This window comes from Acutalibacter muris, from assembly GCF_002201475.1.
GTDB lineage: Bacteria > Bacillota > Clostridia > Oscillospirales > Acutalibacteraceae > Acutalibacter > Acutalibacter muris.
Map to the genome: position 1 here is coordinate 2322217 of NZ_CP021422.1, position 23299 is coordinate 2345515.

10 protein-coding genes are annotated in these 23299 nt (G+C 55.1%); all 10 read right to left on the reverse strand.

The window, feature by feature from the left end:
• Window positions 1–125 precede the first annotated feature (125 nt).
• Window positions 126–3683 (reverse strand): DUF3502 domain-containing protein, encoded by a 3558-nt coding sequence (locus ADH66_RS21400; protein WP_066540452.1) that lies wholly within the window; start codon window positions 3681–3683, stop codon window positions 126–128.
• Between the two features lie 14 nt (window positions 3684–3697).
• Complete coding sequence (locus ADH66_RS11935) at window positions 3698–9679, reverse strand: VaFE repeat-containing surface-anchored protein (RefSeq protein ID WP_066540451.1); 5982 nt, start codon at window positions 9677–9679, stop codon at window positions 3698–3700.
• A gap of 164 nt (window positions 9680–9843) precedes the next feature.
• Window positions 9844–11154 (reverse strand): S-layer homology domain-containing protein, encoded by a 1311-nt coding sequence (locus ADH66_RS11940; protein ID WP_066540450.1) that lies wholly within the window; start codon window positions 11152–11154, stop codon window positions 9844–9846.
• Between the two features lies 1 nt (window position 11155).
• Entirely contained in the window at window positions 11156–11530 is a 375-nt protein-coding gene (locus ADH66_RS11945; protein WP_066540443.1) for a type II toxin-antitoxin system HicB family antitoxin, read from the reverse strand.
• Between the two features lie 87 nt (window positions 11531–11617).
• Complete coding sequence (locus ADH66_RS11950) at window positions 11618–12091, reverse strand: hypothetical protein (RefSeq protein WP_066540442.1); 474 nt, start codon at window positions 12089–12091, stop codon at window positions 11618–11620.
• 32 nt (window positions 12092–12123) lie between these two features.
• A complete protein-coding gene (locus tag ADH66_RS11955) occupies window positions 12124–13332 on the reverse strand; it encodes a hypothetical protein (protein WP_066540441.1) in 1209 nt (402 codons plus the stop codon).
• A 48-nt stretch (window positions 13333–13380) separates the two neighbouring features.
• Window positions 13381–14652: a relaxase/mobilization nuclease domain-containing protein gene (locus tag ADH66_RS11960; RefSeq protein ID WP_066540440.1), complete on the reverse strand. Its 1272-nt coding sequence runs from the start codon at window positions 14650–14652 to the stop codon at window positions 13381–13383.
• A 31-nt stretch (window positions 14653–14683) separates the two neighbouring features.
• Window positions 14684–15043, reverse strand: coding sequence for a plasmid mobilization protein (locus ADH66_RS21810; protein WP_407922927.1), 360 nt, complete (start codon window positions 15041–15043; stop codon window positions 14684–14686).
• Between the two features lie 205 nt (window positions 15044–15248).
• Window positions 15249–15554, reverse strand: coding sequence for a DUF6103 family protein (locus ADH66_RS11970; RefSeq protein ID WP_157130694.1), 306 nt, complete (start codon window positions 15552–15554; stop codon window positions 15249–15251).
• Between the two features lie 470 nt (window positions 15555–16024).
• Window positions 16025–23299 carry an LPD25 domain-containing protein gene (locus ADH66_RS11975; RefSeq protein ID WP_456236481.1) on the reverse strand — a complete coding sequence of 2425 codons (7275 nt, stop codon included), beginning with the start codon at window positions 23297–23299 and terminating at the stop codon, window positions 16025–16027.

Here is a 23299-nt window from a genome sequence, read left to right on the forward strand (position 1 = left end):
TTTCACTGGAAACTAAAGTATTCAACAAGTCACACTCCCTTGAAACGCTTAACATTCTGATAAACTATATAGCACGGCGAGCCGCCGGGATATGACGGCTCGCGCGGTGCTACCATTTATTTGTCTTAGGAGACTCCGTTGGCGGCCGCCCACTCGTCGAGCTGCCTCTGCTTCTCGTCTATAATCTTCTGAATGCCTGCACTCTCCATCTCGGAAAGCATTTGGTCCAGAGTGGTCTCGGTGTCAACAAGCCCACTTTCAAGACCTATTTTGTACTGGTCGTAAACGCCCTGCACGGCGGCTATTTCTGTCAGCACACTGTCGCTGTTGAAGGTGAAACCGAAAGCTTTGGACTTGTCGGCCCCGTCGTTAAAGGCCTTCAGGTTTTTGTAGAGATCCAATTCATCGCCCTCCCAAACATGGGTGATAAACTGGTTGCCGAATATCCAGCCCGCGCTGGGGTTATACCCGGACTCGGCACCGTTGAGGGCGGCGGCAGCGGTAATATGCCCATCCTCGGTAATGTCGTAGTGGGTGCCTTCGATGCCCCAGGCCAGCAGGTTCATGATTTCGGGGTTTGTGTACTGCTCGTTCAAGTACTCCATGGAGCGCTCTGGGCTCTCGGCAGAGTAGGGGATGCCCCACATGAAGCTCTGAGGAATAGAGGTATAGGTAGCATCGCCCAGAACCGTCAGGGTTACAACGGGAGTGCCGCACATTTTGGACTCCTGATTGTCCGCGCCGGGCTTATAGCGGTTATTATAAGCAAAGGCACGTCCAGCCTTGACCTGGGAAGGACCGCCCTCGGTGACGGCGGCTATATCAGCGCTGATATACCCCGCTTCATACCATTTCCGGGCATGGAGACAGTAGTCCTTATACTCGTTAGTTGCAAAGGCGTTCACAACAGTTAGGTCGTCCAGTCCGAAGTTGCGAAGCACTGCGAAGCCGTCCGTCAGCGGGTCGAAGCTCATGCCCAGAGTTCCATAGATAGAGCTGCCCGAGTTGCTGGTGATTACCTGTACGTCGGGATGATTCTCATGAACCTTGGCAAAAAGGCCGTCCAGGTCATCGATAGTCTTGATGTCCTCTTTCTTATAGCCAGCCTCTTCCATATAGTCCTGGCGGACGACTAGGCCGCCGTGGCCGACAGCCAAGTCTCGGTTGGTGGTGATGCCGTAGAGCTTACCGTCCAGTTTGCCGGCATCGATAAAGCTCTGGCCCACGGCATCGATGATTCCCTGGCCGTACTCATGGATCAAATCGCTCAAATCGGTCATCTGGTTGGCGGAATAATACGCGTTGAAGCTGTTTGAGCGGATAACGAAGCAGTCCAGCTTCTCCTCGCTGGCCAGCATCAGCTGCATCTGCTGCTGATAGTTGCCCATGGAGATCGGCATGAGCTCTATGGTATCGTTTAGCTTCTCCTGTGTGATTTCGTTTATCTCAGCTTCAATGAGCTTGTTGTCCTGGGGAACGCCGTTGATAAGCGGATAGGCCACCACCAGGTTCATGGGCTCATTCCCCGAGGGCTCCCCGTCATCAGAGCTTTCCAAGGAACTTTCGGTTGTGCTGCTCTGGGCCTCTGAGCTACTGGGGGCAGAGGAGCTACTCTCCGGAGCCTTAGAGGAATTCTTCTCTGTGCCGCCGCATGCTGCAAATACCGCCAGTATCAAAATGGCCGCGAGCATAACAGAAATAAGTCTTCGTTCTATGTTTCTCTGAGCGTTTTCGTCAACCGCGCCGGGGAGATAGGTTTCCGCCCGGATTTCCTGTACGGACTCATCCCCGCCGACCTCAAAAGCAACGGTATCGTTCTGCTTAGCCTGGCATATAACCAGCCTGTACTCACCCTTCGGCACTCTAATCAGCCGGTGGGCGGCTTCCTCAGATATCCACTCTGTCAGCTTTTCGCCGTCCCTGTCCATCAGGGTCAGTTCCGCTCCCACAACCGGGGAGTTGGTGTTGGAACTCCACACCGAGATGTCAACCGCAACATATTTGCAGTCAACAGTAAATTTGTCCTCAAGCCCAGCCGTGATTTCAGTAGCAATTTTCTCCGCAGAGTACCCATCGGGCAGTTCAATTGGCACTGCTGCGAACCCAGAAACCGGCACATTTTGAATCAGCGCCGTACCGTCCTCGCCGGTCTTGCCAACATAAAGCGCATTCGCCTTGGTGTAAGGGTCGGCGAGCTTCTCATCGGCGGCTTTCTGCTCCTTGATTTGCACCAGAGCCGCGCTAATGTCGGCGCTGCTCTCAGTATTCTTTTTGACCTTCGGCAGAGGTGTTTCTCCATGCTCAAACAGGCCGACAGTCACACCCGGCACAGGCTGGCCGTCGTCGTCAACTACAGTCAGCGCGAGGTCGCGCTGGTTCGCCACAAAGCTGAAGGTCAGGTAAGCGCTCCCGCCGCCTATAAGCTCAATGGTCTGCGGCTCCGGCAGGTCAAAGCCCTTCGCACTCTTGGGAGTGACTGTGTATTTGCCCGCCGGGAGGCTTGCGGCAATCTTACCGTCTGTATCAGTCTTGTAATCCTGCCTGAACTTGCCGCCCTCAAGCTTCGTCCCGCTTACCTCAAAGGAAAACGCCTGCCCGGGTTTGTCGGCGGTGCAGGCTATGGTGAGCTGCCCGTCGGGGACGGGCGCGGGAGTTGGGACGACGGTGGGCTTTGGGGCGGCAGTGGGTGCTGCTGTAGATGTGGCCTTCGGAGTAGGCGCAGCCGTTGGCGTGGGCTTCGTAACCGTATTGCCCTGATTTACCGGCGGGGTTGGTTCCGGCTCCTTCTCAGTGAGATACTGAGTATAGCTGCGGCCCGACTTTTCAGCGTATTCATAGGTGATGTGCACCGGGCCCAGTATTTCCCCGCTGTTCTTGCGCCGGTTGAGCTCCTCCTGGGCTGCGTGCAGGGCAGAATATTCAAGGCTTTTCGCTTCGCCGAAGTCCTCATACTCCACTGTCACGCTCCCGATCTGCTTGTCCTGCCCGGCGGTCAGGACAATATCCGGCGAAAACTTTCCGGCAATCAGTACTTCGTTCTCACCGGCAATATTCTTTTTGCCGTCGCTTGTGCGTATCTCCTTTTCGCCGCCTGAAATTTCCAGGCCGGTAACGGTGAACTTCACGCCGGGCGCGGCCTTATAGCCCCCGGGGGTGGAGGACGGTCTCAGAAGATAGTCCCCGGGCTCCAGGCCGCTGGCGGTAAGCTGGCCCTGCCTGTCGGTGACAAGGCCCCTCCTTACGGCCTGTGTGCCCCGGTAGAGCGTGTAGCCCACGTTTGGGACAGGCTGCAGGGTACGGCTGTTCTTGACGGTAAGGATCAGGCTGCTCTTTGCCGGGGCAATGTCCACCAGGTCATACACGGCCAGCTTCAGCGTTTTATCAAGGGCTTCCTCCCCGCAAACTATCCTGACGGCCTGCTCCACGGAGTGCGTCAGCCCGTCAAAAATGAGGGCGCTGCCCTCAAAGGAAAGGGTAAAGGCGGGGTCCTCCCCCGCCTCCACTTTGGTGATTTCCCTGTCCATGGCAAACTCGCCGGAGAAGGCCTCTCCTGCGGTTTCCCGGTAATATATTCGGTCCGGGACGGGCGTGTCGGCGACGGTCACCGCCCCGGCGGGGAGCGCGCCTGCAAAAGCAAAGGCCGCTGCCAGAAAGACAGCGGCCAGTTTATTGAGTTTCGTCATATTCATCTCCTTTTTTAGTTACGGCGGCGTTTGAAAAGATACCGCAGAAGCCCACCGGCGCAGGCCAGCATAGCAAGGGCCGCGCCGCCGATTAACCAGGGGTCGGGCCGGGTATCGCCGGTCTTGGGCACCTCGGTAGAGGGCGTGGCGGGTATCTTCTCATTCCCGACGGTAACCTCCACCGTAAGCGTTTTCCCGCCAATCTCAAACTTGTGCTCGGTATCGTCCAGCTTATAGCCCTCCGGGGCGCAGACCTCCTGGTAGGTGTAGCTGCCAACAGGCAGGCCCTCAAAAACAAGCACACCGTCTTTGCCGGTCCTGCCCTCGGCTACCATTTCTCCCCTTTTGTCCATGACGCAGAAGACAGCGCCCTCCAGGGGCTTGTCTGTGCCCTTCTCCACCTTGACGATACGCAGGGAGCCGGTCTGCCTTTCGTTGACAAAACCGGCCCCTCTGTCGGCGGTATTAGCGACCTCCACGCGCTCGCCGTTTTCGGTCAGCTTAAAGAAGTAGTACCCCTTATCGGCGGCATAGCTCTCCGGGGCCTTTTCCTCATGGAGGAAGTAGCCGCCCACCGGCAGGCCGGACAGGGAATAGCGGTCCTCTGCATATTCCAGCTTGCCGAACAGGGTATCGGTCTCCGGGTCAAACTCGGCATTGCCGTCCACGTCGGCGTATACTGCGAACTCCGCGCCGGGAAGATTCTCGCCGGGAGCGCCCACGGCGGTCTTTACTACATACACGGAACCGCGCTTGAGCTTGTTGTGGAACTCTACCTCAGTAGGCTCATCGCCGGAACTAATTGTCACGGTCTTGCCGGCCTCAATGATGTACTTGGCGGTCACGTCATTCTCCACCTCTGTGACGGTGTACTCCCCGGGGAGCAGGTCCTGCACATAAATCTCGCCCTGCTTGTCGGTGACAAAGGTTTCCTCGTAGTCCCCACCAGTGACGATGAAGGAGATACCCTCCACAAAATCGTCCTCAGAGGTCTTGCGGATAAGCAGCCCGCCCTTGCGCCGGATGGTAATGGTCTGGTCCTCGTCCTCAAGGTCAGCGTGGACAGCAACCTCCTTTGCCTCATGGTATACGCTCTCAAAGACAACAATGGTCTTGCCAGCCAGAGCAGAGGCGGGGAAGGTAAAGGACATCTCCACAGAGCCGGTAGACTTCTCGGGAATAAAAATGTTTTCGGCGGTGACTTCCTTACCGTCCACCAATAGCTTCTCGCCGGTGCCCTTGTCCATGAGGACACCCTTGACCTTATAAGTCAAACCAGGAGTTAAATTTCTATAACTCACAGTATCGGTCAGAGTGATTTTCTCCAGGGGGTCAACCTCTTTTTCACCGTTCACGGTGGCCTTGGTCTTGATTTCGGGACCTTCAAACTCCACGGTCTGGCCCTCATCGTTTATGTCGGCGTGAACGGTTACTTCCTTACCCTCATAACTCAGGCTTTCAAATACCACCACGGACTTGCCAGCCAGAGCGGAAGCGTCAAAAGTGAAGGTGATTTCTTCCGTGCCGCTGGCACTCTCGGGGGTAAACTCCTTCTCAGCAGTGACTTTCTGCCCGTCCACCAGGAGGGGCGCATTGCTGGATTTGTCCATGAGCACACCAGTCAGCTTGTAGGTCTTGCCGGGGGTCAGGCTGTTGTAGGAAACAGTGTCCTTTATGGTGACTTCGCCCTTGGGTTCGGCCTTTTTCTCGCCATTCACGGTAGCGGTGGTCTTGATTTCGGGCTTCTCACCGAAGGTAACGGTCTGGTCCTTGTCCTCGATATCCGCATGGGCACAAACCTCCAGCTTGTCCCGATAAAGCGTTTCAAAGGCTACAACCGTCTTGCCCGCCAGCGCAGAAGCGTCAAAAGTGAAAGGTATGTCGATGGTGCCCTCGGCTTCGCTGGCCCGGAAGGCAGCCTCGGCGGTGATTTCCTTGCCGTCCACCAGCAGCTTTTCGCCGGTGGCCTTATCCATGAGCACACCCTTGACCGTGTACTCCTTGCCGGGAATCAGGCCGGAATAGGCCACTGTGTCAATGATGGTGATTTCCCCGACCGGCTCGGCGGTATGCTCACCATTAGCGGTAGCCGTGGTGCCGATTTTGGGCTCGGTGAAGGTAACCGTCTGCCCCTCATCCTCGATGTCGGCATGGCTGGTAACTTTGGTGTCACCCTCATACAAGTCCTCGAACACCACAACGGATTTGCCAGCCAAGGCGGAGGCGTTAAAGGTATAGCTCAGTTCCTCGGTGCCGCTCTCGGCCCTGGCAATAAACTCCTTCTCAGCCGTGACCTGCTTGCCATCTATGGTCAGGGGCTCGCCGGTGGCCTTGTCCATGAGAACGCCAGACAGCTTATAGGTCTTGCCCGGGGTCAGGCCAGAGTAGCGCACGGTGTCCACTATGGTGACTTCGGACAGCGGCTCGCTGACTTTCTCGCCGTCAATGGTGGCGGTGGTGCCGATTTCCACTTTACCCTCATATTTGTCATCGATAGTTCCCAACTCGATAACGGTGCTGTCCCGGCTGATGAAAATGTTGGGAACCGTCACTAGAGCATAGCCCTCGTTGCCCTCACAGCGAAGTTCCTCCAACGTGTAGTAGTCATAGGGCAGAGCACAGAGGCCGTCCTGAGTTTCCACCATCCAGTCCTCGGTGGTCTTGCCGAACCAGGTGCCCGCCTCGTCCGTCCACTCGCCCTCGGGCTTATCATCATTGCCGTTGGTATTGAGCGTATGGGCGTTCCACTTGGTCTCGGTCCTGACTTCTCCATTTTGGTCTGTGACAAGAATATGGCTCTCGCCGGTGGTCTGAGAGGTCAGCTTAAAGGCCACGTTCGCGAAGCGGTGCATGTTGTCCTCGCCAACTTTTACGAACTTGAGGTCGCCGCGCTTGACCTGATTGTAGGCCGCGTCACCCTCGCGGAACTCTGTGACCTCGCCGTCCTTGCGGACAGTAAAATCGCGCACCTTTTTGTCGGTCCAAAGATAGCCGGTGCCGGGTTTGGACTCAACCATGCTGTAGGTGCCGTAAGGCAGGGCCCGCACGTCGGACTGTGCAATGCCGTCCTTGACCTCGATGGTCAGGCAGACGGTATCGGGCTCATAGAGTGCGCCGTCAACGTAAACCGCCCGCTTGCTCTTGTTGGTGATTTCAAAGAGTGTGCCGTCCAAACTTGCGCCGCCCAGGGGGGTCAGCAGCTGAGACTCCAAGTCGCGTTTCTCAATGAGAACGCCGCCCCGGACCACCTCGTTGTCCATCTGATGGGTATAAACCTTTAGGTGCTCACCGATGATAACCGTCTGGTCGGGAGCGGTGTTCAGCATGGACTCATTGGTGGATTTTTCATGGAGGATATACTCCCCGAAGGGCAGGGCGTTGTTTGCGGTACTGCACCTGCCCTCGCTGTCGGTGGTGAGAGTCAGCGCAACCTCGCCGGGGGCTATGCTCTTGTCGTTGACGATAACCGGGTTTTTGCTGTTGTTAATGACCTCGAAGGTTATCCCCTCAAAGCCAGCGTCACCCTGGGGGGTGGAGCCGGTAATGCTGTCCCGCTTCTCCACTGCCAAACCGCTGCGTACTACATCGTCAACGGCAGTGACGGAGTACACCTTCTTATTCTCGCTGACGGTTACAAGCTGTTCCCGCCAAGTCAGGAGCATGGAACTGTTTGTAGCTTTCTCACGGACGAGATAGCGTCCATAGGGCAGAGCGTCATTGGCAGTGCTGGCGTGTCCGTTCTCATCGGTAGTCAAGGTAGCGACCACCTGACCGGGGGCGTAGGTTGTCCCATCTACCACGACCGCCTTTACGCTGCTGTTGACGATTTCAAAGGTGATACCCGCAAAATCGGCATTGCCCTGGGGCGTTGCTCCGGTCTGGCTGTCGTGCTTCTCGATGGCAATGCCGCCCCGCACCACGTCATTTTCCGCCGTGAAGCTGTATACTTTTCCGTCCTCCGAAACCGCTACGTGGATTTCCTCTGTAAAGGTCTTGAGCATGGAAGCGTTGGTGGATTTCTCCCTCACGATGTAATCGCCGTAGGGCAGAGAATTGGGGCCTGTGGTCGCAAAGCCCTGGGCGTTGGTGGTGATCTCCTTGGCTGCCTTTCCCGGCGCTATAACTTTACCATCTACATGAACCGGATTCGCGGAGTCGTTGATAATCTCAAAAACGATACCCGCAAAGCTGGCGTCACCCTGGGGAGTGCTGCCGGTCTGGCTGTCCCGCTTCTCAACAGAAACACCGCCGCGCATGACTTCCTCGGTCACGCGGGCGGTGTTGTCGTTATATTCGTCATTGGTACCGGCAGGAATCTCGCACAGCTTGGTTGCCGTGGAGCTTACCTTATAGCCCTCGCTGGCGCTTATCTCCCGGAGGGTCCAGTCCTCGCCGTAGGGGTAGTAGTCGGTTGTAAACTGGCCGTTCTCATCTGTGGTGTACTCCTTAATGAGCTCATTGCCCTTGTATACACCGTACTTCGCTCCAGCCAGAGAACCGTTGCCCTGTGCTGTAGAGCCGGTCGCGCTGTCCACCTTGGTGACAGTCACTCGCCAGCGCTTGAGCTTATTATCAAACTGTAGCGAAGCGGTCTGGCCCTCGGAAAGCTGGAAGGTCTGGGACTCGGGCTTGACATACTTATTGGGTACGTTGACCTCGGTGGCGGTGTAGGTGATTTTGCTCCCATCCGCTGTGTAGATGGGCAGTCCCTCAATATCGATATTGCCGTTTGCGTCGGTAGTCTTGGTGGTGCTGCTGCCGTCGCTGCCGGTTATCTGGAACTGGAGGCCCTCCACCTTGCCGTCCTCGGCAGTCTTGACGATGCCAGCGCTGCCTACCGCGTCGGTTTTGACTTTGATGTAGCAGCTTACCGGCTCGCCGCCAGCGGCATTATAGGTCGCAAAATCCTGCTGGCTGCTGTCGCTGGTGCGCCACACTGCTACTGCGCCTGCACCGGCAGCCAGACGGTCGTTGGTATCAACTTTGGAAGATGTTTTTGGGCTGAGGATGGGTTCCGTAGTGGACAAAGTCAGCGAATTGCCGCTTGCAGACGCCTTTACGCCCGGAATGCTATTCCAAAAATCGAAGTTGCTCAGCACAGCATTACTGTCGGTCACGGTAGCGCTATACTTACTCCCATCCCAGCGCAGGGTGATGGTTTCAGCTTTGCTTGCCTCTTTACTGGCAAAGCTGGGTATCTTCAAAAAATCATTTAGTTTTTTCTTTATTCCTTCATAGTAGGACTTAAAGCTGCTGGGATTGTAAGCATGAGTCGCCGCTTTGTTTATATCAGCGTCAACACTGCTCTTAACGCCGTAGAGCCCATTGGCCTGTAGGAATATGTTATTCGCCGCAGCTTCCCATACCAAAATCTGTGTAACCGCCCACTTGTCGGCATTGTCGCTGGGGCCGGACCACACGCTTGAACTGTTCCACTGGAAGCCCAGAGCCAAAATAGCCGATATTGTGTACTGGTTATTCTTGGACAGGTCGGACCAGGTGTAATTGGCACCGTCCGTAGCCCCCAGGTGGGCGTCCAGGCAGTATGCTGCGACATGTGTACTCCCTGAGAGCATTGTTTTCGCTGGAAGATAGTGGACCTCCAGATTGAGGGTCGGCAGTAGTCCAACTTCGCTGGAGAAGCAGTTATTCCCTATTTTGAGCACAGAGCTTGAGCCAACAGAAGCCGCCATAGCCGCGCGGCGCATGGGGGTTGGCCATACCTTAACGGCCCCTATTTCCGTCCCTTCCACCTCATATGGGTCGTTTTCTTCGGGGATGTCCCCGGGCTCCCCGGAAGGCTCCTCTGCAATTTCATCCCCAGGGGGAACTTCTTCGTACACATCGGGCTCCATCAAGGGCGTTTCCTCTGCTTCTACGACCTCATAGGGTCCATCAAGGACTTCATCAGTCGCGAAGGCAGATAACGGCACAGCGCTGAAGCACAGCACTATGACCAGTACCAGTGACAGTATTCTTTTGATGTTTTTTTGCATAAGCTCATCCTTTCTAATTTTGAATAATTGGTGTGTAATGGCTTAAAACTATGCTTTCTCCACATTCCCCCTTTCACTGCACATAGAAATTTTCTCCACATCCCCCCTTTCAATGGGCATAGGAAAAGCCCCTCTGTTTCCAGAAGGGCTTTTGAGTGTATTGCTTATTCGCCGTACAGCAGGTAGAACACGCCCGGCTCGGGCTCGGTGATATAATACTGAATCGCTTGGTGCATATCGGTCAGCACATACTCTATATCTTCGGCTATCCCTTTTGCGCCGTACAGGTCCCAGGATATCGGACCCGCCCAGCCCGCTCCTTCATAGCAAAGGCTGCGGTCATATTTGATATGGCTTGGTAGATTCAGAGCTTGCTTCACTTGGAGCATTTTATCGCTGTCTTCTACCTCTGCCGGGTGGTAGTAGAGGACAAAGCACCCATCTTCCTCGTTCGCGGTGATATAGAAACGGTCGCTGGCGGTACGGGTCAGGAATTTCACGCACCCATTGCCTATGGCGGAGCTGCTCCTGGATTCATCTTCTACGTTCTCCCAGCTACCTATTGACCTCAAGCCAACATCATTGGAATTTACCAGTGTTGGGTCCCACTTAGCCGTAGTCCCATTGTAGGGGAAGGTTGGGTCGTCATGTTTGCCGTTCAGAACATAGTCCAGAATCTTCTCCGGGTCCTGATTGGGTTTGAGCTTGGCCCTAACCTCATCCGTTATCTCAATTCTCGGCTTGTCGGGGTCGGGAGAGGGTGACGGAGAGGGAGAGGGGGACGGAGACGGCGAGGGGGAAGGGCTGGGAGAGGGGGTAGGCGGCTGGGGGTTCTCACTGCCGGAGTTATCCAGCAGTTCCCGGCTGTTATAGAAGATCTGCGCCACCTGGGCCCTGGTAGCTTTCCCCTGCGGGTCCAGCCTGCCGCCGTTACCGTTAATAGCCCCATGGGTCAAAGCCCACTCCATGGCGTACCTGGCGTACTTTGACACCTTGTCTCCGTCCGGGAACTGCTCCAACAGACCGGCCTGCACCGTAAGGTCGCAGTCCGTGAATTTGGCGTAGTTGTAGAGGATAGCGGCCATCTGCTCCCGGGTGACGTTCCCCTCCGGGGAGAATTTCCCGCCGCCTATGCCGTTGACGATATTGTTCCCGGAGGCCCACTCCACATAGGGCGCGTACCATTTCCCGGCCTTTACGTCCGAGAAGCTGCTGCCCGGGTATGCGCTGCCGTCAATTTTCGCCTTTTTCCCCAGCACCGTCACGAACATACCCCGGGTCATCGAACCGTTCGGGGCAAAGGTGACAGCGGAGGTTCCGCTGAACAGCCCCTCGCCCACGGCGTAGTCCACCGCCGCGTAGTACCACTTGTTAGAGTTTACATCTGTGAATTTCTCAGCCGCCGCAGAAGCGCCGACAGTTATGGTCGAGACCGTAAGAACCAGTGTCAGTAAGGTTGCAATCAGTTTTTTCATGTCAGTTTTCCTCCCTGTTCGGTATTTCAATGTCATGGTTTTCGATAAATTCACTCATAGCCTGCTGAGTGACTTGTGAGAACTTGACCTCCTGCTGGGCCGCGTATAGGGCCAGCGCTTCATGGACAGCCGGAGAAGTTCGGACACTGTAGTTCCCGGTAAAAGCTCTTTCGGGCTGTTTGCCGTTCTTCTCACAGGCGGCAATGTAATCATCAACCGCCTTGTGGAACTCCTCTTTTATCTCATCCAGGCTCCGGGCGCTGACATTGGGAATCTGGCTCATCCCCAGCACCCGCCCGGTAAGTTGGTCCCTGACATTGTAATAAATGACTTGACAGGTGTAGTTTTTGTATTGCAGTGTGTTTGTGGTTTGCATTTTTGACCCGCTCCTTTCTTTGAGTCTATTATACCACACTGCAAATGAAATTGCAACCTATAATTAGGTATTTCTTAAATTTTTTTCTTAGCTCCATCTCCCTTCTCTCGGATTGGTGGACAGCAGCCCGTACAGCTTGGTATCGGCAGGTACGGTGCTTATAAAGGGGATCATGGCCCCGCCGATCTTCATGAGGCCATGCCCGGGCTGGGTGTTGGTGAAGTAGGTCCTTTGGTTCTCCGTAATATTGTACAGTTCGGAGAGCCGCTGGGCGTTGGAGGGGGACTGGTTGAGCATGACCACAAAGTCCGTGTTGGAGAGCATAGCCCGCCCGGATTCGCTGTCCAGCACTTCTTCACAGTTCTGTGTAGCCCCTGTGCAGTAGCCGTTATACTTACGGATTCTTCGCCAGAGGTTGGCAAAAAACCTGCCGGTGTCCTCGTCCTGGAACAGGATAGCGAACTCGTCCGCATATACGAAGGTTATCTTCCCAGCCTTATAGTTCCGCATTACACGGCCCAGCAGGTGGTCCAGGGTGATGAGCGTCCCTATGGGTTTCATCTGGTCCCGCAGGCCGCTGAGAGAGTAACAAATCAGACTGCTGCCGGTGTCGATGTTGTCTGGCTGTGGTCGATGGAAATCCTGTCCAGCCCGAAGGGCAGCACTGTGTTAATAGCGTCCAGCTGCTGCTCGGTGCAGATATTGAGCTCGCAGTTATTCCCCTGGACCACGCTGCGGATAAGCTCCGTGTCCGAGTCCAGCTTCTCAAGAGAGCCCGCCATATGCGCCAGGGTGACGGCGACCACCACCAGCCCGCAGTCACGGACGGTGATATCGTTGAGGCTGTCGGTCATAGCCGTGCGCTCGTTGCGGAAGTTATAGGGCTCAGGCGCGGCGATATGCGTCCGCTGGAGCTGCTTCTGCTGAAAGCGCATTGAGTTTGTTTCCAGAGAATCCAGCTTGCGCTGATAGTGCCTGACCGCCTCGTCCGTCGTCACCGGCATGAAGCTCACGGACAGCACCATCTCCGTGTCCAGCCCAATGAGGTTCGTGAGGGTGATATCGTCCACCCAGGCGGCCATTTTCGTCATGGCAAGCACACGCACGTACCGGGAGCCGATCTTGAAGTAATCCGGCGCGGGCAGGAAGCTCATGGGCGCAATGCTGTCCTTAAAGCTGCTCCGGCGCTTTTTGTGGTCCTCAAAGTCGAACTGCCAGTAGTTCTCGTCGCCGGGGCGGTAGAAGTCGTGGAGTATTCTCAGGCGCTCTGACAGGCTGACGGGGGTAAACTGCGCCCCCATACCCGCAAAGGCAAGGCCGATTTCGTTCCCGGCCCGATCGAAGTGCACCTGAGCCTCCCGGGCCGTGGGCTTGCTGGCCGACATGGTAAAGTACCGCTCCTGTATGATACCGCTGCCGCGCCCGGCCTGGCTTTCCAGTATGCCGTTCATCTCCCGGCGCAGGCCGTCCAGGCCGTCCTCCTGCTCCGGATACTGCAATTTGTCCAGCAGTTCCCGGTTAATGTGCCGGTTCACCAGCGTAATTTGCGCCAGTTCCCCGAAGGTGCACTTTTGCGCCATGGACTTCATGGCCCGGATGATACCTTCCTTCTCCTTGTCCTCCAGCGTGTCGTAGTTTATGTCAGAAAAGCGGTAGCTTTTGGAGTAAATGCCGCCGTTCGAGAGGAACATCCCATCCGGGTAGACGGTATCGATGGGGATTAAATCTTGAGTAGAGCGGGGCCGCTTAAAGTAGTTTTTCTCCCGGTGCCGGGCCTTGAGCTTCTTTTCACTTGCTAACATTTTTCACCTTTCCCTTCTCTTTGAGATACGCCTGTATCAGCGCCCTATCTATTGCCTCTGACGTGTTGTCCATGATCCCTCCCCCCTTTCATGGGCCATGCCGCGCATGGCGTATTCCTTTTCGCGGCCCACCGCCGCTGTCACCGAGGAACAGCGCTCTGCAATATCCCTGCAAAGGCTGCGCTCCCGGTAGAGCGGTTTCAGCCGGCGGCTGATCTCTGAAATCTTCTCCTGTATCACCTGCCTTTCACTCTCATCGGAACACTTCTGCAAATCCTGTTTCAGATACCACCTCTCTTTGTGGAGCGCGTGAATACGCTCTCCTAAATCGGACTGATACCTACAAAGCTCCTCCTTCGTCTGAATTTTGTTCCGCACCAGCAGCCGCGCCTCACGGGAATACTTTTCCAGCTTGGCAACGGCCTTGCGCTGCTCCACGGTGGGATAGTACGGATAGGTCTGCCGCCGTATGCTTATGAGCATATAGCGGTAGTGCAGATAGGTGTAGTTGAGCCCGCGGCGGTCATATCTCCGGGCATAGTAGCCGGTGTACCGCTTTTGGTACGCGCGCCGCTCCTCCTGATTCCTCCACGCGCCGTAGACCTTCTTTGGCTCGCGGTAAACTTTTTTCTCAGCTATACGCCTGCGGATATCCTCCTCGGTATACCCTTCCTTAAATTTGTACAGCCGGAAAAAGCCGTGCCCTTCGGGAGAGATGGCCGGGTACTTACCCTCCCGCCTGATCCGGTAACCCATCCGGGTTAAGATACGGTAGAAATCCTCCAGGTCTTTTGCGGCCTCCACCGCCCGGTCTATGTCCCCGTACATGACGGAGTGGACCGTGGGGGAGGACTGCGGCTCCTTATGGTTCTGGGCCGGGTAGTCTTCATAGCGCGACTTCTTCGCCTCCTTTATAACAGAAAGGCCGTATTTCTCGCAGAGCCGGTCGGAGGCCTTGCGGATACGGTCGTAGTACATGGCGTTTGGCTGGTGGAACTTGCGTCCGTCCACAAAGGAGACGGAATTTAGAAGTATGTGGTTGTGGATATGCTCCTTGTCAACGTGGGTAGCGACCACGACCTCATACTTATCCCCGAACAGCTCCTTCGCCAGCTCCACCCCAATCTGATGAGCTGTCTCCGGCGTAACCTCTCCCGGTTTGAAGCCCTGCTCCAGGTGATACGCCAGTCTGCCGCCTTGTTTGTCAAAACGCAGCTTGGTACTTATCATCTGGTTGGTAGGGGACTGCCAGTCTTTGGGAGGGATAAACAGATTCACGCCGGAGACCAGTTTGCCATCCTGGGTTTTCTCGGGGTTCATAACATACCTAACGCACCGAGCTAAGTGATTGTCAATCTTCCATATCTTCGTCTGTGCCATCTGACTTACCTGTCACCGCCTTTTCAATTCGCCGCAGACTTTCCCGCAAACGTGCCACTTGCTCATAATAGGCGTCCTCATCGATAAGGCCGGTGGCGTTCGCCACAAAGGCAAGCTGGTTCAGGTTGTTGCCGATCTCCCTGAGCTCCCGGGTCATGGCAAAGTAATCGGCGGGCGGGGATTCCCTGGGCTTATATCCAACTATGAGCTGACGGACGTAAGCGGACTTCGTAAGTCCGCAGGACCGGGCGCTCCTTGTAATTCTTCTGTTTTCCGCCTCGCTTAACCGCAGAGTGATTCTCTGCGTCCTATTTGTTCTTATGTGCAGCAGCTCCTTTCCAAAACCGCCGGGGCAGTCTAAATCGGGGTCTTAGGGGCAGCGCCCCTGGCCAGCCGCGCCAGCGGGCAGTTGCGGGCAAAGTGTCGGACAGAATGTCCGACGCTTTGTCCGACAAATGCGATGCTGGCTGGTACTGAAAACGCCCTTCGGCCGCTTTCAGCACTTGTGCGGCCTGCGGCCGCACTTTCGCCCCCCGTCAGCTCTCCGATGGGGGCACGTCGTCGCTCTCCTCCGGCTCTGTGGCCGGAATATTAAGAGGCCCCGGCGGGGCCCCGAACTCCAGCTCATACTTCGCGTCCAGGTACTCCCGAATATGGCGATTTACCTTTTTCCGGTACCAGGCCTCCAAAGAATCCGCCACATAATCCTCCACTTTCTCGCCGCGTTTGTTCGCGTAGACAATCAGGGCGGCGTACTTATCCGGGGAGAACGGCGCCGAAATATTCACGGTATTTTCCTTTTTTGCGATGGTTTTCACCTTCTTTCCAGCGATAATTTTCATGAAAAAAGCCCCCGAAGGGGGCGCTCTTGGGGCGGGAAAAATGTTGTCAGAGTTCAAGGTCATCACTTTTTTCACGGCATTTCCCCTCTCAAAAAATTTGCGCAGAAAAGCGGGGCCGCTGCCGGTCCCGCCTCTCTGCACTTCTTTACAATACATATTATAACATGTAAAAGTCTCATTTGAGTCTCATTTTTCAAAAAATTTCAAAACCCGGAATCTGGCTTATTTACTGGGTTTTTTGGGCGCTGCCCGGTGCGGCGTTTTCAAAAAGTCTCATTTGCTCTCTATAGAAAAGCATTGAAAACGGCCTGTCGGGCTCCTGTTTTGCTTTCAGTTTCTCACAGGATTTGTCACTGCGCACAGCATTTCCCCTTTCAGAAAATGGCACAAAAAAAAGCGGGGCCGTTTCCGGCCCCGCCCTCTGTGCGTTTCTTTTAAATGTATATTACGGCAGATACCGGCACGTCTGCCTACAGCGCCACCGTTTCACTGATTCTCTGTGCCGGTGCAGTTTCCCGGTGCATAGTCTCAGGAGGGTTATGCTCCATCTTCAGCGCCACCTCCAACTTGACTATCCTCGCCAGCTTGTCTTTGAGCTCCTGCTCCTGGGAGAACGGCCTGCCCACTTCACTTTTTGCGCTCTCCATCTGCTGCTTAACATTCTCCAAGCTGGCCTGGGCCTTAGAGAGTTCTTCAGGCAGACGTTCCAGGGCGTTGTCCAGTCGGACAATGTTACCTATATCGGAATCGCTTGCGTCAAAGGCATATTCCACCGCACCCTTGAGAACAATTTGCACATTACTTAGCAAATTTTGATACTTAACAAACAGCTTTAGCCCCCGATATTCCCCAACTGGTACCGTCGTGTACACCTTGACATTTTTACATTCCTTCAGCAGTACCACACCAGCGGCCTTCCGCTCGTCAAAGCGCTGCCCCAGCAGTTCTATTCTGTAATCATCTTTTGGCAGGGGATTCGCCGCCAGAGTAGCCATATCCCGCTGGATGCCCTCGATTCTCCACTCCAGCCGCTGCTGTTCCTGGGGGAAATACTTTCTGAGCTTGTCCTCTAAATTATACTGCTGACTGCGGTGACTGGCCTGCATGACCTGTAGTTTTGCCACGTCCACGTCGAGCTCCATGCGTTCCTTGATACGCGGATCCCCGGCGCAGAGGGCCTTTACCTCCGCATAGGACAGCGCCGCCTCGTCCACATCGTCGCAGGTCCGGGCAGGGGATTTTGAGGTCATGATCTGCCCTATAAACTGCTGTTTTTTCTCAACGGTCTGATACAAATAAGCGTCAAATGTACCCTCTGTCACATAACGGAAGGCGTGAACTACCTCGTTCTGATTGCCCCTTCTCTTGATTCTACCCTCGCGCTGGGTCAGGTCGCGGGGCCGCCAAGGCACGTCAAGATGGTGTAGAGCTATGAGGCGGTCCTGGATATTGGTTCCCGCGCCGAGTTTCTGTGTACTGCCGATAAGCACCCGCACCTTACCGCCGCGAACCTTTGCGAACAGTTCCTTTTTCTTGACCTCCGATTCCGCGTCATGGATAAAAGCCACCTCATTTTCCGGGACGCCGCGTTCTATGAGTTTCCGTTTTATGTCATCGTACACATTGAAAGTACCGTCTTTTTTCGGGGTAGAGAGGTCAGAGAAAACAAGTTGGGTGAGCTTTTCTTCCTTACCTTCTTCCCAAAACTTCATGATGTTTTCCACACACAGGTTGAGCTTTGAGGCCGGGTCGTCCTCCGCAAAGGGAGAAATCAGCCGCTGGTCCAGCCCCAATTTCCTACCGTCATTTGTTATTTTAAGCATATTATCCTCAGTGGGTTTCACATCTCCATTGCGCACGGCGGTAGCCCGCTCCGATAGCTCTTGCACATAGTCTTTCTGAAACTCTGTAGGCTTTGCCACGATATTGTGGAACTCCACGTCAGGCGTGGGCAGGTTCAGCATATCTTCGGTCTTGATATCCGCGACCTCATGGAAGATGTTCATGAGCTCCGGCAGGTTGAAGAACTTCGCAAACCTTTCCCTGGGGCGGTAGCCCGTCCCCTCGGGGGCCAGCTCCATGGTGGTGACTGTTTCTCCGAACCGGCTGGCCCAGCTGTCAAAATGCTCCATGTGCATAGCTTCCAGGGCGTTGTATTGTAGGTATCTCTGGACGGTGAACATCTCCGCAATGGAGTTGGAAATGGGTGTGCCTGTGGCGAAAATCACGCCTTTATAATCGGTGATTTCATCCAGATACCGCGTCTTGCTGAACATATCCGAGGATTTCTGCGCGTCCGAGGTGGAGAGGCCCGCCACATTCTGCATTTTTGTTGCGAGGAACAAATTTTTGAAGCAATCTGATTCGTCCACAAACAGCCGGTCAATACCCAATTCCTCGAAGTTTATAACATTGTCCTTGCGGTGGTCAGCCTGCAATTTCTTTAGACGGTCCTCTAAACTTCGCTTAGTACGCTCCAAGTTTTTCACCGTAAAATGTTGGCCGTTTTCAGCTTTTGCCAAAGCAATGCCAGCCACAATACTGTCAATTTGCTGATGCAAAAGCGCAAGCTGGCGCTCCTTGCTGATGGGGATCTTCTCAAACTGCGAGTAGCCGATGATAACCGCGTCATAGTCGCCAGTCGCAATCCGGGAGCAGAACTTTTTGCGCCTATCCTTTTCAAAATCCCGCTTAGTAGTAACAAGGATATTTGCATTGGGGTAGAGCCGGAGAAACTCGCTGGCCCACTGCTGGGTCAGGTGGTTCGGGACCACAATCATGGATTTGGAGCACAGCCCCAGCCGTTTCATTTCCATAGCGGAGGCGGTCATTTCAAAGGTTTTGCCCGCCCCCACACAGTGGGCGAACAGTGTATTGCCGCCGTATACTGCCCTGGCAATAGCGTTCTTTTGATGTTCCTCAAGCTGTATCTCCGGGTTCATGCCAGCCAGCACAAGGTGGCTCCCATCATATTCCCTGGGGCGGATGCAGTTCATCTCATCGTTGTATTTACGCACCAGCTTTTCCCGGCGGTCAGGGTCACGCCATATCCAATCCTGAAATGCAAGCTTTATCATGGCCTGCTTTTGCTGGGCAAGGGTGGTTTCTTTGGCGTTGAGCACACGTTTCTCGTTTCCTTCCGCATCCTCTACTGTGTCATATACCCTGGTATTTTGCAGGTTCAGCGCGTCCTCCAACAGCTTATAGGCGCTGACCCGAGGGGTGCCGTAGGTGCTGTGTGCCGCCACATCGTCCTTGCGGATGTGGGTCTTATTGCTGATATTCCAGGCGTGGACTATGGGCGAATACTGCACATGGACCTCATTTCTGGCATAGCTAGGGGTCCTGAGCGTTTCGTGCATGAACTGCCCGATGTACTCCGGGTCCATCCAATCCGTACCCAGCCGGACGGCAATTTCCGAAGCGTCCAGGTCCCGGGGCTGTACGGCCTCCAGAGCGCTTACATTGACCTGATAGGCGGGATCAACACTTGCCGCGGCCTCCGCTATTTTCAGCTTCTCCCGGACATTGCCGGAGAGGTATTCGTCTGCGGTCTGGTACACAGGCGGTTCTTTTAGTGGGACGCGGTAGATTTGGCCCTGCAGGCCGCTGATGATTTCCTCCTCTGCCTTGCCGGTGAGCTCCGCCATGAACGGAATGTCCACCCGCGCACGTTCGCCCAGGGAAACGGCGAGGGCTTCTGTCGCGGTGTCTACGTGGGTGATTTCCTGGTGGGGATAGATGGTGCGCTTGGTGAACATATCCGATTTTCGTACAAATTTGCCCTCATCGTCCAGGATTTCCAGAGCGCATAATAGGTAGTAGGAAGAATCCTGGGAGAAGGTCCGCTCGTTTATTTTGTTGTTTATAAGGCCAAATTTCTTGGAAAAACTGTCATAGAGCCGGTTGAGCTCCTCTTGGGTATGCCGTATGCTTTCCTCTGGGGTGCAGCTGTCCAGCTGCTCACTGATGAGCCGCCGGGTGCAGTCCCGCAGGTTGATAAGGGCCACGGTGCGGGCCTTTGCGGTCGCGCCTAACTCCATCTTTACCATGACGGAATCCTGGCGGTAGTACACGTCACCCTTTACAATAGTATAGGTGAAGTTCTTAACGTCCGGGTCGGCGGGGAGGGTTTCCTGCTGCTTTTCGTCCTCGACCTGCACGGTTTCAGCCTCCATGTAATGCCCGTCAATGCGCGTGATGGCTTCTTCAAGCAGCTCGCCCAGGTCAGCGCCGGGGAGAGGATTCACGGTAAACTCCTGCCCTGCATATTGGGTGCTCTCAGAGGACTGCTCGCCTAAAATCATTTCAGGGTGGTCGATAAAGTAGCTGTTGATGGTAAAGCCGTCTTTGTTCTTTTCAGTATAGACCCAATCCGGCAGGTCAGCGATGGGCCGCTCCCGCTTTTGCAGGAACAGAAGGTCCGTCACCACCCCGGTCCCGGCGTTGGCAAGGAAAGCGTTGTTAGGCAGACGGACAGCACCCAGCAGCTCAGCCCTTTGCGCCATGTACTCCCTTGCCTGCGTAGATTTTGAATCCATAGTGTATCGGGAAGTGACAAAGGCAATGATACCGCCGGGCCGAACTTGGTCTATGGTCTTGGCAAAAAAGTAGTTGTGAATAGAAAAGCCCAGCTTGTTATAAGCCGGGTCATAAACCTGATAATTTCCGAAGGGCACGTTGCCAATGGCAAGGTCAAAGGAGTTATTCTGAAAACTGGTGCTCTCATATCCCTTGATTTCGATGTGGGCGTTGGGGTATAATTGTTGTGCAATACGCCCGGTGAGGCCGTCCAGCTCCGCACCGTATAGCTTACTGCCGCTCATGGATTCCGGCAGCAGACCGAAGAAATTGCCTACGCCGCAGGAGGGCTCCAAGATATTGCCACCGTGAAAGCCCATGTTTTCCAGAGCCTGATACATGGCCTTAATGACGGTGGGGGACGTGTAGTGGGCATTTAGTGTGGAGGCTCTGGCGGATTCGTATTCCTCGGGGGTAAGACTTTCCAAAAGCTCCTTGTACTCGCTGGTCCAGGCGGGCTTGCTTTCGTCAAAAGCGTCGGCAAGAGCGCCCCAGCCCACATACTTGGAGAGGGTTTCTTGCTCATCCGGGGTTGCAGGGCGATTCTCCTGCTCAATATCATGCAGGGCTTTTATAGCTGCCATATTCATCTGGTATTTCGTTTTTGCGCCGCCAGCACCTAATTTATCATCGGTGATGTGGAAGTTCTGAGGGGCAGGGCCGCGCTGGGGTTCTTCAACGTGTATCGTTTCTATTATCACGTCAAAGGGAAGTTTATTCTTTTCGGCACGGTAGATGGCAACGGGTTTCGTAGTAAACTGTGGGTTGTCAGGCTGAGCGGTGTCTTGCGGGGCTGGTTCCTGCGGCACGGGATCAGGTGTAAGCGTATCGGCGGGGAGCTTCTGCACAGGCAGTTCATGGGGCTGTGCAGAAGTGTTCTGTTCCGTTGCCAGGGGGCCGTTTTGCTCTGGTTCAATGGGTTCAACGCTTTCTAAGCTCTCTCCCAGCAGTGGAATAATCTCCCTGTATTTGTCGTACTGACTGAGAAAATCCACCACGCCGCCGTCACCATCGCCAATATCCTGGCGCTCCGTAAAGGTGCGCCCATCCGGCAGGACCAGAGTGAATTTGACCTTCTCATAGCCCAGATACGGTATATATTCCGGGTCGTCCGAGTCGTACATCTTCTGCCAGGTGCCGTATTTTTTGACTCCTTCCGCCTGTTTTTCGACGTAAGTGCTGTCCCGCTCCTTCATGAGCCGGTCAAATTCTGCCAGCGAATATGCTGTTTTGTTTTGGAATACATCGCTTTCGCTCCACTCGCAGAAGATATAGGGAACGTCCTGCGGCTTGTACTTATTTTGTGATTCCTGCTCTTGCTGAGAAAAAAGCGGATATGTTTTATCCAGCGTCTCCCGGTGGAGATCATTGTGGAACTTGGTGTTATCAAAATAGAGCTTTGTAAGGGTATCGTCCCCGATGGCAAGCACCACACGCTTGATAGCAGCTTCGCCCTCCAAATATGCGGTATCTTTGTTGGAATTTTGGCAGGCGTTGCGGTATGGCTGGTCTGAGGCAAGGGCGGTGATGATATCTGCCTTATATTTATCGTACAATTCCCGGACGGTGGGGGTCTGCTCTGCCAGCGCCGGTTTTTCCTCTATTTTATAAGGAAGATACGGCAGCTCCTTATCTCCCTCCAGCACCGGGAAATGCCCCTCTGCATAGAGCCATTGGCGCTCCTGCAAGTCATAAACTCCCGCACCCTCATACTGAAAGCCGTCCTCCATCTCCCCGGAAATGTACTGCCGGGCTGTCTGCTGTGCCTCGTTAAGCGTTCGATACTCCAGTTTTTCGTCAAAGCCATTTTTATATGAGCAGTAGATCACAACCTGATACCGCTGCGCGGCAGACTCTTCATTGGAAGTTTCCAGCGTTCGGCTCTCCATGATCTCCCTGTCCTCCCGGGTCAGGGCCTCGTTAATCACGTCCTGAGCCACCAGGGGGCGAAGGGGAGCGGCGCTTGCGGCCGGCTCCCTTACCAGCGGTATAGTGGACCCGGCAAGGTCGAACAGATTGGGTATTTCTCCGTCTGTGCCTAACTGTAAATCAATTCGCCGAGTATCGTCTCCTCCGCTTTCGCCTTCGCGTTGTTCATCAGGCCCACCCACTTCATGGGGTCCTGAGCCTTCAGCTGCTCCGTAAGGCCCATGGACTTCTGAAGCTCCGGCATTATCTGTTCCAACCGCTGGTTCGCCGTCTGCTCGATTTCCTTCAGGTGCGGCCAGAGCTTCCCGGACAGCAGCAGCCGGTTGTACAGCACCGGGCGTTCCTCCCGGAGATACCTCTCCCTCATACGTCCGTATTTCCCCAATACCGGCGGCGCCTCCGCCTCTATTTCCGGCAGCAGGAAGTCCCCCTCCTGCCTGTAGGTCAGCTTGTTCTCCATAAAGCTCTCTCCTCTCCATGCGCTTGCCGCGCTCATAATTCTTGACTGTTGCTTCTATCTGCCGCAGGACCTGTTCGCTGTTTTCACTGACCGCCGTTCCCAGGGCAGCCACCGTGTCCGGGGTGTTGAAACCGAACACGGGCCGGAAATCCTCATGGGTGAAAAACTTGCCCGCGTTCAGCCCGCAGCGGGACAGGAGCGCATAAGTCGTGCTGACTGCGGCGGCGTCCCGAAAGGCCGTCTCTATGTTCAGTTCGTCATAATCCTCCAGAAACGAGCCCGGGACGCTCGCCAGGAGGTCCTCCATGTGGCTGTACCAATACTCGGCGGCCAGCTCCCGGGCAATGGCCTCCAGCTGGTAGGGCAGGCCGCCTTCATCGGTAACGCCGTACTTTTCCCCAAGGGCGGCAGTCACGGCTTCGGTATGTTCCCTGCGGTACTCCCACAAGTAGGGGCGGCGGCTCCCTTCCCGCTCCACGGTGTCGGCAATATCGAACACATATCGAATCCCACGGCTGTTCTCCCTGATGTCAAGCAGGGCGATACCCGTGGAGCCCCGACGCACCCTCCGGCCCATGCGCTGTTTCCACACGTCGTAACCGGCGCAGGCCGTGGCCTCCGGGCGCTGGGCGTAGATGAGGACTTGCTCGTCGTAAGGGTATTTGTAGAGCCTGGCGGCGGTTTCCAAGAAGTGTGTCCACTCCGCAAAACTGCCGGTAAGCTGACTGGCGGTGCTCTCCGCCAGCTGTGCAAAGGTCTGTGCTTTTTTGTTCAT